The following is a 13,787-nucleotide window of genomic DNA, read 5'->3' on the forward strand; positions in this document are numbered from 1 at the left end:
GTTATATCAACTAAGGTGATATATTTCAATTAGTTAGAATAAAAAGAAAATTAAGAGAAGGTGACACCTTGTATAAAGAACCATTTCAACCAACTTATGAGTATGCGCTTGAATGTGATAAACATGATGGACTGAAAGATTTTCAAACTGAATTCTATAAAAAAGAAGGAACAATATATTTAGATGGAAACTCATTAGGGCTACTTTCAAAAAGAGCAGAGAAATCGTTACTTACGTTGCTACATTCATGGAAAGAGTATGGAATTGATGGCTGGACAGAGGGTGAGCATCCGTGGTTTTTCCTTTCTGAGAAATTAGGTGAATTGACAGCGCCTCTTATTGGAGCTTTATCGGAAGAAACAATTGTAACCGGTTCCACTACTACGAATATACACCAAGTTATTGCGACGTTTTATGAGCCGAAAGGAATACGCACAAAAATCCTTGCTGATGAATTAACATTCCCATCAGATATATATGCACTTCAAAGTCAAATTCGTTTAAAAGGATTAGATCCAGATGAGCATTTAGTACGAGTGAAAAGCCGAGATCGTAGAACACTTTCTGAAGATGATATTATTCAGGAAATGACAGATGATATCGCGTTAATTTTATTGCCTTCTGTACTATATAGAAGCGGCCAAATTCTTGATATGAAACGTTTAACAGCGGAAGCACATAAGCGTGGTATTCATATCGGATTCGATTTATGTCATTCAATCGGTTCTATTCCGCATTATTTCAAAGAATGGGATGTTGATTTCGCCATTTGGTGTAATTATAAATATTTAAATGCAGGACCTGGTGGAGTTGCGGGCCTTTATGTAAATAAAAAGCATTTTAATAGACTTCCAGGATTATCAGGTTGGTTTAGTTCTAGAAAAGATAAGCAGTTTGATATGGAACATACATTAACAGCTGCTGATCATGCAGGTGCTTATCAAATTGGTACACCGCACGTATTAAGTACTGCACCTTTAATTGGTTCTCTTGAAATATTTAAAGATGCTGGTATAGAACGTTTACGCGAAAAATCACTACATATTACAAGATACATGCTTAATTTGATTGATCATGAATTAAAAGATTACGGATTTACAATTGGAAATCCATTAGAGGATGAAAAACGAGGCGGGCACATTTATTTAGAACATGCAGAAGCAGCACGCATATGTAAAGCGTTAAAAACAAATGGAGTTATCCCTGATTTCCGTGCACCTAATGGAGTAAGACTTGCGCCGGTCGCTTTATATAACACATACGAAGAAGTGTGGAAATCTGTACAAATATTAAAGAAAATTATGAAAGATGAAGAGTATAAGCAGTTTGAAAATAAGCGAGAGGTTGTGGCATAAGTATGAAAGCTTCAGAGTGGATTGATATTTCACAACCGCTAAATAATGATATTGCTACTTGGCCAGGTGATACACCGTTCTCGTATGAAGTTTCATGGTCAAAAGAAGAGAGTGGCTCAGTAAATGTCGGAAAGTTAACGATGAGTATTCATACAGGTACTCATATTGACGCACCGTTTCATTTTGATAATGATGGAAAGAAAGTAATAGATTTAGATGTTCAAGTTTATGTCGGTCCAGCGCGGATCATTGATGTTTCTAATCTTGAAAGCATTGGGAAAAAGGAATTAGAAACCTTTCATTTAGAAGGTATAGAACGCTTGTTGTTACGCACATCTTCACATGGTAAAGCGAATGAATTCCCGAATGTAATTCCGCATTTACGTGCTGATATCGCACCATTTCTTTCTGAAAAGGGAATTCGTTTAATTGGGGTAGATGTACCATCAGTAGATCCATTAGACGATAAAGAATTAGCAGCGCATCACCAATTGTTTAAACATGGTATACACATTTTAGAAAATGTCGTACTAGATCATGTAGCAGACGGCGATTATGAATTAATCGCATTACCACTTGCCTTAACAGATGCAGATGGAAGTCCAGTTCGAGCAGTTATTAGACCAATATAAGTAGAATTATATAAAAGGGGCGTTTGGCTAATATGAAAGAAAACGAAAAGGTAATTATGGAAAAAGGAATTCATACGGACTTTAAAGAGAATATGACGTACGGGGAGTATTTACAATTAGATAGTTTACTATCTTCTCAAAAGAGATTATCAAATCATCATGATGAAATGTTATTCATCGTGATTCACCAAGCAAGTGAACTTTGGATGAAGCTTATTTTACATGAGTTAAACGCAGCGATTGAATCTATTAAACAAGATAAATTACAACCAGCTTTTAAAATGTTAGCACGTGTATCAAAAATTCAGTCGCAAATTATTCAATCTTGGGATATTCTTGCGACATTAACACCATCAGAGTACATTGAGTTTCGTGACTCACTCGGTCAAGCTTCAGGTTTTCAATCGTATCAATATCGTATGATTGAGTATGCGCTTGGCTATAAAACGCCGCACGCATTAAAAATTTATGAAAAAGATCCAGAATTACACGCTCGACTTCATACAGCGCTACACGCACCAAGTTTGTATGATGTGGCAATTCAAGCACTTGTAAAAGAAGGATTCCCTATTCATAAAGATGTGTTAAATCGTGATATTACGCAGCCTTATGAAGAAGACGCAACAGTAGAAGCAGCATGGATAGAAGTGTATGCCGATGTGAAAAAATATTGGAACTTATATCAGCTTGCTGAAAAATTAATTGATATCGAAGATTGGCTACAACAATGGCGTTTCCGTCATATGAAAACGGTAGAACGTATTATTGGTCATAAAATGGGAACAGGTGGATCTTCTGGTGTATCTTATTTGAAAAGGGTACTTGATCAATGTTTCTTCCCAGAGCTTTGGAATGTTCGTACGAAATTATAAAAAACAAACCTGTCAGTTTATTACTGGCAGGTTTGTTTTTTATTTGAACACATTTATGTTTTAATTAAAGCTACAAGATATAATAAATAAGGTAATGATTTAATTGGAGGTAAAGTTTTGGACTTCAAGCAACTAGAAAATAAATTTGAAAAGAAAAAAGTAAATACATTTCTCGTTTATCAAAAAGGTGAGCTAACCAATGAATATTATAAAACGATAGAATGCGCAAGTAATTTATATAAAATAAATTCGATTACAAAAAGTATTGTATCCATATTAATAGGTATTGCAATCGATAAAGGATATATAAATGATATACATACACCAATTACAAAATGGATTCCAAATATACCAGAAGAAAAAAACGAATTAACAATTTATCATCTATTAACGATGACTACAGGTGAAGATTGGAAAGAGTTCGGAAATGGAGTAGTGTTCCCAAATGATTTTGTAGAATCGGAAAACTGGGTGCAGTATATATTAGAAAAACCAATAATGGAAGAACCAGCTACAAAAATGAATTATAACTCAGGGTCTTCTCACTTGCTTAGCTATATTGTTCAAGAAGTTACCGGAATGTCGACAGAGCAGTTTGCGAAAAGATATTTATTTGATCCATTAGAAATTACCGAATATGAGTGGCAACAAGATCCGCAAGGCATACATGTCGGCGGTTTCGGTATGAAAATGAAATCTAAAGATTTATTAAAGCTCGGAATATTATGTTTGCAGAATGGATATTGGCAAGGGAATGAAATTGTATCATCGAAATGGTTAGAAGAATCTAGTAAAGCTCTATTTGAAACGTATGAACATGTGGGGGCTTATGGATATCACTGGTGGGTTTTGAATAACGAAAGATTTCACATACCGTATTGTATGTATTTTGCTATGGGATATGGCGGAAAATACATCGTTATCATTCCACAGTTAGAACTTGTTGCTGTAATAAGTAGTCATATGCCAAAACGTGGACTTGTTCCATTGAAATTGTTTATTGAGCATGTACAGGAGCATTATAAGTTTATATAAGAAGAGAGAATGTTTGAAAGGTGTAAATTTAGGAATGGATTATAGAAATGAAAGAACCCGCACTGTTTAAAATATAAACAGTGCGGGTTCTTTCATTTTATCTACTCGTCTTCTGAAACGACATCTTTATAAATTTCTCCGTTTTCGTTTCAAATTCTACATAAACAAAAACACCATATTCTTTTCCATCTTCACGTAGCCACAATTTAAATTTTTCAACCGTTATTTGAACGGTTTTCGGTTTTCTACCTATATGAAGGTAATCAATAATCTCCGCTTTTGGGTATTGTTCTTTCGTCTTTTCTACAGCAAGTTTCCCCCATTTGGCATACGGAGGCTGCGCATGAACAATTGATGGGACAGTATATATATTTGAACATGTAGTTATGAACAAAATGACGAGTGCGATACGCTTTAACAATTTTTTCATGATGAACTCCTTTTATATTTTTTTATATTGTTTACATATTTTTTCAACGATATGAGTTTGGATTTTTTTGTCTTCTTTACATAAAAGCGAGGCTTTTACAAAACATAACCAAGAAATCATTTCCGTAATTAAGGAGGGAAAATCATGCGTCAAAAAGCTATTTTTAAAATAGCAATTTTACTTGCATTCATAGGACTATCTTTGATGGTAAATAGTATACAACTAAAAAATGTTGAAGCTTTTTCTAATCAAGTCATTCAAAGAGGAGCATCTGGCGAAGATGTCATTGAACTGCAATCTCGTTTGAAATATAACGGATTTTATACGGGAAAAGTGGATGGTGTTTTCGGATGGGGTACATACTGGGCACTTCGAAATTTTCAAGAGAAATTCGGATTACCTGTTGATGGTTTAGCTGGAGCTAAAACGAAGCAAATGCTAGTAAAAGCAACGAGGTATGACAAGTCAACAGCTAATAAAGGAACGACAACGAATAAAGGAAATAGTGGTGGTACTGCACAAGAAAATAAACCATCTCAAAATAAAGGGACAAATGTTCCAAATGGTTATTCTCAAAATGACATTCAGCTTATGGCAAACGCAGTATATGGAGAATCTCGTGGTGAACCGTACTTAGGGCAAGTTGCAGTAGCTGCGGTTATTTTAAATCGAGTTACAAGTGCATCATTCCCAAATACCGTTTCGGGTGTAATCTTTGAGCCAAGAGCATTTACAGCGGTAGCAGACGGACAAATATATTTAACGCCAAATGAAACAGCGAAAAAAGCTGTATTAGATGCAGTTAATGGATGGGATCCAACAGGAAATGCATTGTACTATTTCAATCCAGATACCGCAACAAGTAAATGGATTTGGACTCGTCCACAAATTAAAAAGATCGGGAAACATATTTTCTGTAAATAGAGCGGAGGTGGAACTATGTTACGAGGTATTATAATCGTATTATTAACAGTCGGTGTAGTTGGAACAGGATATTGGGGCTACAAAGAACATCAAGAGAAGAATGCAGTATTAATTCGAGCAGAAAATAGCTATCAACGTGCGTTTCATGATTTAGCATATGAGGTTGATTTATTGCACGACAAAATTGGAACAACGCTCGCGATGAATTCACGTGCATCTTTATCACCTGCATTAGCAGACGTATGGAGAATAACATCTGTAGCTCGTTCGGATGTAGGACAACTGCCTTTAACATTAATGCCTTTTAATAAAACGGAAGAATTTTTAGCAAATATCGGCGATTTTAGTTACCGTGCAGCCATTCGTGATTTAGAAAAAGAGCCGTTAAATGATCAAGAATACAAAACGTTGGAAACTTTATATTCAAATGCAGGCAATATACAAGATGAACTAAGAAAAGTACAACATCTTGTTTTGAAAAATAATTTACGCTGGATGGATGTTGAGATGGCACTCGCATCAAATCGTGATCCTGCAGACAATACAATTATTGATGGATTAAAAACAGTAGAGAAAAACGTAACATCGTATTCGTCTACAAACTTCGGACCGACCTTTACTAGTGCGCAAAAAAATAAAAAAGGCGGATTTGAAGCAGAAGGAAAAGCAATTTCTAAAGATGAAGCGGCGAAAATCGCAAAATCATTTTTGAATTTAAAAGGAAATGAAAAAGTAGATGTTGAGAAAAGCGGAAAAGGTGCGAAAGAATCTTTCTATAGTGTGAAAATTAAAGATCCAGCAACGAATAATGAGTTTTATATGGATATTACCGGAAAAGGCGGATATCCAATTTGGGTTATGAATAACCGAGAAATTAAAGAACAGAAAATTAGTTTAAACGATGCAGGAAGTAAAGGTTTGAAATTTTTAAAGGACCACAAGTTTAATAATATGGAGCTTTTTGATAGCTCACAATATGATAACGTTGGTGTATTTACGTATGTAGTAAATGAGAATGGCGTACGAATTTATCCAGAAGCAATTCAAATGAAAATTGCTTTAGATGATGGTTCTATCGTTGGTTTCTCTGCAAAAGAATATTTAGCATCACACCAAAAACGAACAGTTCCCTCAGCAAAGCTAACTGCAGCAGAAGCAAGAAAGAAAATCAATCCAGATGTTAAAGTTATGGAAGAACGTAAAGCCGTAGTTGTAAATGATTTGCATAATGAAGTACTTTGCTATGAATTTGTAGGTACTTTAGGGAAAGATACGTACCAAATTTTCATTAATGCAAATAGCGGAGCAGAGGAAAAAGTGAAGAAAATGCAAGCTGTTGAAAAAATTTATGATTAAACTTTAATAGTAAAGTGGTGAGAATAATGAAGATCTTAATATATATGTTGATGCTTTGCTTATTTATAACTGGATGCAGTATTGGAAAAAAAGACAATCCAAACGAAAAGCCAGAGCAAAAAAATGTTTCGATGAAAAATGTTAATTATACGAACAAACCAAATAAGCCAAATGAAAAAGCAGCAGACCATTTAGCATCTTTAGCGGCAAGTGTGCCAGGTGTGAATGATGCAACAGCGGTCGTTGTTGGGAAATATGCTATTGTAGGTATTGATGTAAAAGCGAAACTCGATCGAACTCGTGTTGATTCCATTAAATACTCTGTTGCAGAAAGTTTAAAAAACGATCCAGATGGTGCTAATGCAGTCGTTGTAGCAGATGTTGATACGTATGAACGACTGAAACAAATTGGAAAGCAAATTGAAAAAGGAAAAACAGGTGAAGGTATACTTGATGAGTTAGCAGCAATTGTTGGCCGAGTAATGCCGCAAGTTCCAAATGACATGATTGAAAATCGAGAAACGAATCCAATTAAAAATAATGATAAACAATTACCAAAAGATGAAGAACAAGAACTAAGAAAAGAACAGAATGACCAATCAAATAATCATTTGAATAAAAAAAGTTAACCTTAACCCTGTACTAAATTGTACAGGGTTTTTCAATATAATATTAAATATTCAGTTTATTTTTAAGGGAATATATGGTTTAATTATTATGGGAGGGACAACTGTTATGATGAAAAAAAGCACTTTTATATTATGTAGTTTATGCTTAGGTTTCAGTATGACAGCGTGTGAACAGAAGAAAGAAGTGAAAAAACAAACAGCGACTTCTTCTACTGTGATGGAAAGTGAGAAGAAAGAATCTATCAATCTAAATCATTTCTCAAATATAAATGAAGGAATGACTTATATTGAAGTGAAAGATGTAATTGGTTTTGATGGTAATTTACTTATAGAAGAAGGTGTAGAAGATTCTACACAAATTAAACAAATTTTTTCATGGAAGGGAAGCGATCCAACTTCATTAGTTGAAATTACCTTTTTAGATGGAAAAGTGCATTCAAAAGCGCAGCAAGGTTTAAGTTAATAAGTTGAAAAATGGGAGAGTTTAGCATGAACATACATACAGGGGAAATTCAATTAGTTCCGTATAAGGAGAAATATAAAGAAGTTATACAAACATTTACTTTACCAAGTGAACAAGTTCAATTCACATCAGATCCAAGTGAATTATTGGAGAAAGCAAAGAGTGATCGTACAAAAAATGTGATTGTTATTTTAGATTTCAACGGGATACCTGTTGGTCTTTTTGCATTGCAAACGGGAGATAGAGTGCGAGAGTTCACAAACAATGAAAACGCTTTACTTCTAACTTCGTTTTCTGTAAATCACAATAGACAGAGGAAGGGATATGCTAAAAAGTCATTAGCACTATTACAAGAGTTTGTAAAACGTTATTTCCCGTTAAAAAATGAAGTTGTACTTGCTGTGAATGAAAAAAATATTCCTGCACAAAATTTATATGAAAAAGTCGGCTTCCAAGATAAAGGCTTTAGAAGAATGGGACCAATTGGTCAACAAATTATAATGCATTTACCTATCATGAAATAACGTGAAGAAAAACTTACTCTTGCATAACAAAGTAGTAAGTTTTTTTATTTAGAAAGACAAGAGAATAAATATTAAAAGGCTATATTTAAGAGTAAAGAAATTATAGCTAGTTACATAAAAAAATAAAGATACTTGAAAAGCATTAATTTTAGTTAGTTGTACAATCATTAAATAATACTTTTGGGGGTCATAGCTTTATGGAGATAATTCAATTACTAAAGAAGGATGACTTATTTAATAAGGCAGTAGATGTTTTTTGGAAAGAATGGGGTGAGGAAGGTGGGCGTGCTTTTTATGAAGATTGTATGACTAATGCTTTAACTGATCCAAATGACATACCGAGTTTTTACATTGCAAAAGTAGATGATAAGATTATCGGAACGTATGCATTAATCCGCAATGATTTAAATAGTCGTCAGGATTTGAGCCCGTGGCTAGCATGTTTGTTTGTAGATGAAAAATTTAGGGGCAACTCTATAGGAGCAAAATTATTGAATCATGGACTGCTAGAAGCTGCAAAGAGAGGGTATCAATTTCTTTATCTTACTTCAGATCTTAACGGATATTATGAAAAATATGGATGGGAAGAAATTGGAGTTGCTTATGGGCCTAGTGGAGGGTATATACCTTTGTTTAAAAAGTCAACGGCTCTATAACGAAAGCACTATTTGTTTAACAAACAGGTGCTTTGTTGAACAAAATTAAATAACTTTATTATCACTTTACATAATTGTTAAACACATTTGAATAAGGAGAAATGATATGCCAATTTATATTGCACTACTTAGAGGAATCAATGTAGGTGGGCATAAGGTAATCAAAATGGCCGATTTAAAACAAATGTTTGAATCAATAGGGTTAAAACAAGTGAAAACATATATTCAAAGCGGTAATATCGTGTTCAAATCTGAGGAAGATATAAAAATTCTAAATGAACGAATACAATCTGAAATTAAAAATGTTTTTGGTTTTGATGTTCCAGTTATGTTAAGAACACATGAGGAATTTATAAATATTATAAAAAGATGCCCCTATGAAGCCGATTTATTGCTAGAAGGGGAAAGTATACATGTTGCCTTTTTAGCAAATGAACTTTCTGAAATTGAAAAAGATCAGTTGCTTATGAAAAAAATGATACTGAAGATTGTTATATAGATGAAAATGTAGTGTATGTGTTTTTCAAAAATAGCATTCGAAATTCTAAATTAATGAACCAGTTTCAGAAGTTACATACACCAGCTACAGTAAGAAATTGGCGGACTGTGAATAAATTAAAAACGATAGTTGAGGGTATATAAATATAAAAAGGTGAGATTTTCTGTATATAGAAAATCTCACCTTTTTATTTATATTGTTTTGCGACTATAAGTTCGACGATAGGATAAATAAAGAATGAAGAACAAAGGGCGATAAAAAGAGGAAGATTCTTTATTTCATCGAGTAATAGGAATGCAAATCCTTCTGATAATATTAAAATAAAAAACATAAGGCATATAAGTGCAAAATAAGCAATTTTAAAGCTTTTATATTGGATTTGTTGTCCCATTTCATCTTTGCTTTCTTCCGATACTCCGTTTGGATCTCCCCAAGTAATTTGATTAATTAAATTACCAAGTATTAACGAAAAAGCGAATATTGTTCCTCCCAAAATAGAACCTTCCGTTACATATTTATATGCGCCATGTATGAAGACTCCGATTAATGATAAAACAATAATCATGAAAATAATTTTTTTATAATTCAATTTAGAAATGACACCTCCTGTGATGTAAAAAATTCTTTACATCCATAGTATAAAATTGGAAAAGTTTCATGTCAAATACTTTTTACATAAATGACTGGAAATATAATATTTTATTTTTACGATTAATAAAAAATTACATTACATTTGAATGTAAAAGAATGGGCTCGCATATATTTGGAAGGGATGTCAGATTAATTTAGGGGGTAGTTATGTCTATTCTATTAAAAGCTGGTGCTGATGCAGGAAATAACGGTTTGAAGTTAATGGTGAAAGGGCAAGACCCTATTTTTATTCCGAGTATATATTCTTTATATATAGGAGAGCCTACAGGATTGTTAGATGAGAGTGATGTTTCATTATCTGAATTAGAAAATCATATTGACGTGACCATTAGTTCTCCATCGCTAATGTTAAATAACGTGCGGTATATCGTTGGGGAAAAAGTCATTCAAGATCAATTAAAAGGTACTGAGGTTGAGAAGAAATCAAATAAGTCAACTGATGAGTTAATGGTTATTACAATTCTATCTGGTTTAGCGGTAAGTGCTATGCGTCAAAGTCCAACTTCTGGTCATATTAATATTCGTTATGATTTATCTGTGGCTCTTCCTATGCAACTTATTACACAAGAAATAGCTGCGGAAAATGCGAAACGTTATATGGGCAATCATAAGGTTGTGTTCCATTATCCTAACGGACGTGATGTGACAATTAATATTTCAATCGAATATTGCAAATGCCTGCCTGAGGGCGCTTCTGGTACGTGGGGCATTGTATATGATGAAGAAGGAAATGTTGTGAAACATAAAATAGAATGTGAACAAAATCAAGTTTCAGAAATTGATTTTGTTGATAAAACTTTATTGTCTTTTGATATTGGTGCAGGGACGACAGAAGAAGTAGTTTCACTAGGTGTGAACTTTAGACCACAATTAAGTAAGGGCTTATCATACGGTGTGAAAGAAACGTTACTACAAATTATTACAAGATGGAACCGGAAGTATCCAACAAAGACGATTGATAGTATTACAGAGTTTAACCAAATTTATTTACATGAAAAGCACCCAAGAAATGCGTTACTAGTTGAAGAATCACAACCAGCATTATTAGGTTTAGCAGCGCGTGTCGCAACGGATATCATAAACAAAATTGATGACATGAAAGACGATCCATACGTATTTATTTATGGCGGGGGCGCAGTAATTATTAAAAACAGTTTAAAAATGATTTTAAAACAAAAAGGACGACTAACAAATGTAATCTTTGTAGATAATCCGTTATTTACAAATGCACGTGGATTATTAGTCTACACTTGTTCGCCAAAATATAGAGAGCATAAGCAAAAAGAGTTAGGATTTACAAACTTAACGATAAGTTAGTTGGTGGAAGTATGCGATCTAGGCGATATAAACGTGGTGATCGAGTAAAAATCAATATTCATAAATCAGTATCACCTGAAATGATTGCATGGCTGAATAAACAATCAAACCCAACCAATTTCTTTTTCTTTGCAGCGCAGCAACTCTTTAAACAAGTAGGAGATATTGATGTGTCAAAAGCTATACCAAGTAGCCATGTTTTCTCATTATACGTGGAGCCATCATCTTTATTAAAGGTCGAAGTAAATCCCTTTAAAAACGTGCCACTAGAAGCTAATAAATCCACCGATAATATAAAAAAAAAATCATGGGAATCTGTTGATCAATTAGATTGTCCGTTTTTTTAAACATAGAAAAATAAGTATTGCCCATCACTATACATACGGATACAGTGATGGGCTTTTTACATGTAACGAATAGAAGGGGCACAAATTATGGTGTGCCCCTTCTATTCGTTATTTATCTATATTTTAGATGTATGTTCAGTAACTGCATGAATGATGTCTGCCCAGTCATCAGGATGATTTTCATGTCCTGCGCCTTCAAGTGTTAGTAGGACTGATTTAGGAATTTCATCAATAAGTGCGAGACCGTGTTCAAAAGGGAGTGCTGTATCGTCTGTTCCGTGGATAACTAATGTAGGTGCTTGTATGGAGTGAAGCACACCTTCATAAGCATCATCACCTTGAAGTAAAGCGTGATTAAACATACTTAATAGATTGTTTGCGCGTTCTATTTCTTGTTTTACTTGATTATAGACTTTTTTTTCATCAAATGTTCGTTTGGATCCACATAATAGGCGAGATCCGGAAACTAAATATTCTGCTACAACATTTTCATTTGTCCAATCTAAATGCGTGCCATTTGCGTGATGTGTTAAAATTCTTTCGTCCATCGGAGGTAAATCGCGCGTGTTATCGTCAGAGCCTATCACACTTGTAGCTAATAATGTTAACGTTAAAATTCTTTCGGGATTTTTTACTGCAGCAATTTGAGCGATCATACCACCTAATGACATACCAAATAGATGTGCTTTATCAATATGATAAGCATCGAGTACCCCAATTGCATCTTCAGCCATATTTGTAACTGTATAATTGGAAGTTCCAGGCTCATATGTAACAGAGCATCCCACATCACGGTTATCAAAACGAATAACAAATTTCCCCGTGTTAGCCAACTGTTCACAAAACTCTTCATCCCAATAAACCATTGAACACGTAGCACCCATAATTAATAAAATAGCTGGGTTTTTAGGGTTCCCAAAGCTTTCTGTACATATATCAATCCCGTTTATTTTAAATATCTTTTCAGTCATAGAGTTCTCCCCATTTCTTTTGAATTTCATTAAAAATACAATGTTGAGTGATTCTAAGGTGTATGTAAGTTTCGTTTTGGAATTAATAGTGCAATAACCCCTAAAAATAAGTATATAGCCATTCAAGGCAAAAAATTTTGAGAAATATTTGTATGTTATTAAAATAAATAGCAAGGAGGAATGGAAATGAAAGCAATTGTTATAGATCAATATGGTAATGTTGAAGAATTAAAAGAAAGAGAAGTTTTAAAACCAATTGTTAAAGGTAACGAGGTATTGATACGTATTCTCGCGACATCTGTTAATCCTGTTGATTGGAAAATAAGAAAAGGAGACTTACAAGAACAGTTACAATTTTCATTTCCAATTATTTTAGGATTGGATGTAGCTGGGGTTATTGAAGAAGTTGGGGAAGAGGTAGAGTGCTTCAAAGTAGGAGATAAAGTATTTACGAAACCTGAAAATATAGGGAAGGGCTCTTATGCTGAATTCATTACAGTAAAATCGGATTTAGTATCTTATATGCCTACTAATCTAAGTTTTGAAGAGGCAGCTTCGATTCCTCTTGCAGGACTTACTGCGTGGCAAAGTCTTGTAGATTACGCAAAAATAAAAGAACATGACCGAGTACTCATTCATGCTGGAGCTGGTGGAGTTGGAAGTTTGGCAATCCAAATGGCAAAATCATTTGGAGCTTTTGTTGCGACAACTGCAAGTAGTAAGAATGAAGAGTTTTTAAAGTCTTTAGGAGCAGATCTCGTTATTGATTATAAAAAAGATAAATTTGAAGAATTACTATCAGATTTCGATATTGTATTAGATACAATAGGTGGCGAAGTACAAGAGAAAAGCTTTCAAATTATAAAATCTGGTGGTGTGTTAGTTTCGATTGTTCATGAGCCAATTCAAAAAGTAAAAGGGATAAAATCAGGGTTTTTATGGCTAAAACCAAACGGAAAGCAATTAGAAGCATTATCAAAATTAATTGTACACGGAAAAATAAAACCAATTATAAGTAAAGTTGTGCCTTTTAATGAAGAGGGGGTTAGAGAAGCTCATATTTTGAGTGAAGGCCAACATGTTAGAGGTAAAATTGTAATGAAAGTAGGAGGATAATGAAGATAGT

The 13,787-nt window shown here is 33.8% G+C and carries 16 protein-coding genes and 1 pseudogene; 14 read left to right on the forward strand and 3 right to left on the reverse strand.

The features are described from left to right. Positions 1-68: 68 nt before the first annotated feature. The 4 genes from kynU (at position 69) to QCI46_RS13855 (ending at position 3,894) form a co-directional block, all read left to right on the forward strand. Entirely contained in the window at positions 69-1,355 is a 1,287-nt protein-coding gene (gene kynU, locus QCI46_RS13840) for a kynureninase (RefSeq protein ID WP_353840561.1), read from the forward strand. Between the two features lie 2 nt (positions 1,356-1,357). After that, positions 1,358-1,987 carry an arylformamidase gene (gene kynB / locus QCI46_RS13845; RefSeq protein WP_088608810.1) on the forward strand — a complete coding sequence of 210 codons (630 nt, stop codon included), beginning with the start codon at positions 1,358-1,360 and terminating at the stop codon, positions 1,985-1,987. Between the two features lie 32 nt (positions 1,988-2,019). Next, a complete protein-coding gene (kynA, locus tag QCI46_RS13850; RefSeq protein WP_353840562.1) occupies positions 2,020-2,859 on the forward strand; it encodes a tryptophan 2,3-dioxygenase in 840 nt (279 codons plus the stop codon). A gap of 117 nt (positions 2,860-2,976) precedes the next feature. Further along, complete coding sequence (locus QCI46_RS13855) at positions 2,977-3,894, forward strand: serine hydrolase domain-containing protein (RefSeq protein ID WP_353840563.1); 918 nt, start codon at positions 2,977-2,979, stop codon at positions 3,892-3,894. A 97-nt stretch (positions 3,895-3,991) separates the two neighbouring features. On the opposite strand, the gene QCI46_RS13860 is transcribed toward QCI46_RS13855, so the two are convergent. After that, entirely contained in the window at positions 3,992-4,324 is a 333-nt protein-coding gene (locus QCI46_RS13860; RefSeq protein WP_353840564.1) for a DUF3889 domain-containing protein, read from the reverse strand. Positions 4,325-4,468: 144 nt separating this feature from the next. Here QCI46_RS13860 and sleB point away from each other — a divergent pair, with 144 nt between their 5' ends. The 7 genes and pseudogenes from sleB to QCI46_RS13895 all read left to right on the forward strand — a co-directional run bounded on the left by sleB (position 4,469) and on the right by QCI46_RS13895 (position 9,518). Continuing rightward, positions 4,469-5,248: a spore cortex-lytic enzyme gene (gene sleB / locus QCI46_RS13865; protein ID WP_353840565.1), complete on the forward strand. Its 780-nt coding sequence runs from the start codon at positions 4,469-4,471 to the stop codon at positions 5,246-5,248. A gap of 15 nt (positions 5,249-5,263) precedes the next feature. Further along, positions 5,264-6,604 (forward strand): germination protein YpeB, encoded by a 1,341-nt coding sequence (gene ypeB, locus QCI46_RS13870; protein ID WP_048547301.1) that lies wholly within the window; start codon positions 5,264-5,266, stop codon positions 6,602-6,604. A gap of 26 nt (positions 6,605-6,630) precedes the next feature. Continuing rightward, the gene (locus QCI46_RS13875) at positions 6,631-7,233 is read left to right on the forward strand and encodes a YhcN/YlaJ family sporulation lipoprotein (RefSeq protein WP_327961545.1); all 603 of its coding nucleotides are present in this window, start codon (positions 6,631-6,633) and stop codon (positions 7,231-7,233) included. 106 nt (positions 7,234-7,339) lie between these two features. Further along, on the forward strand, positions 7,340-7,696 hold the full coding sequence (locus QCI46_RS13880; RefSeq protein WP_327961547.1) for a hypothetical protein: 357 nt from the start codon (positions 7,340-7,342) through the stop codon (positions 7,694-7,696). A 26-nt stretch (positions 7,697-7,722) separates the two neighbouring features. Next, the gene (locus QCI46_RS13885; protein WP_353840566.1) at positions 7,723-8,220 is read left to right on the forward strand and encodes a GNAT family N-acetyltransferase; all 498 of its coding nucleotides are present in this window, start codon (positions 7,723-7,725) and stop codon (positions 8,218-8,220) included. A gap of 197 nt (positions 8,221-8,417) precedes the next feature. Continuing rightward, entirely contained in the window at positions 8,418-8,876 is a 459-nt protein-coding gene (locus QCI46_RS13890; RefSeq protein ID WP_353840567.1) for a GNAT family N-acetyltransferase, read from the forward strand. A gap of 106 nt (positions 8,877-8,982) precedes the next feature. Further along, positions 8,983-9,518 (forward strand): annotated as a pseudogene (locus QCI46_RS13895) (DUF1697 domain-containing protein). A gap of 44 nt (positions 9,519-9,562) precedes the next feature. Here the strand turns inward: QCI46_RS13895 and QCI46_RS13900 are convergent. Further along, complete coding sequence (locus tag QCI46_RS13900; protein ID WP_353840568.1) at positions 9,563-9,964, reverse strand: hypothetical protein; 402 nt, start codon at positions 9,962-9,964, stop codon at positions 9,563-9,565. 209 nt (positions 9,965-10,173) lie between these two features. Here QCI46_RS13900 and QCI46_RS13905 point away from each other — a divergent pair, with 209 nt between their 5' ends. Next, positions 10,174-11,343, forward strand: a complete 1,170-nt coding sequence (locus QCI46_RS13905) for a ParM/StbA family protein (protein ID WP_000025616.1) — start codon at positions 10,174-10,176, stop codon at positions 11,341-11,343. 11 nt (positions 11,344-11,354) lie between these two features. Beyond that, positions 11,355-11,690 (forward strand): hypothetical protein, encoded by a 336-nt coding sequence (locus QCI46_RS13910; protein ID WP_001257747.1) that lies wholly within the window; start codon positions 11,355-11,357, stop codon positions 11,688-11,690. Positions 11,691-11,806: 116 nt separating this feature from the next. Here QCI46_RS13910 and mleBCA read toward each other — a convergent pair whose 3' ends face one another. Then, the gene (gene mleBCA / locus QCI46_RS13915; RefSeq protein ID WP_353840569.1) at positions 11,807-12,661 is read right to left on the reverse strand and encodes a BCA family alpha/beta fold macrolide esterase; all 855 of its coding nucleotides are present in this window, start codon (positions 12,659-12,661) and stop codon (positions 11,807-11,809) included. A gap of 186 nt (positions 12,662-12,847) precedes the next feature. On the opposite strand from mleBCA, the gene QCI46_RS13920 reads away from it, so the two are divergent. After that, complete coding sequence (locus QCI46_RS13920; RefSeq protein WP_353840570.1) at positions 12,848-13,777, forward strand: NADP-dependent oxidoreductase; 930 nt, start codon at positions 12,848-12,850, stop codon at positions 13,775-13,777. Positions 13,778-13,787: the final 10 nt, after the last annotated feature.

The sequence above is a fragment of the Bacillus cereus group sp. RP32 genome (assembly GCF_040459735.1).
GTDB lineage: Bacteria > Bacillota > Bacilli > Bacillales > Bacillaceae_G > Bacillus_A > Bacillus_A wiedmannii.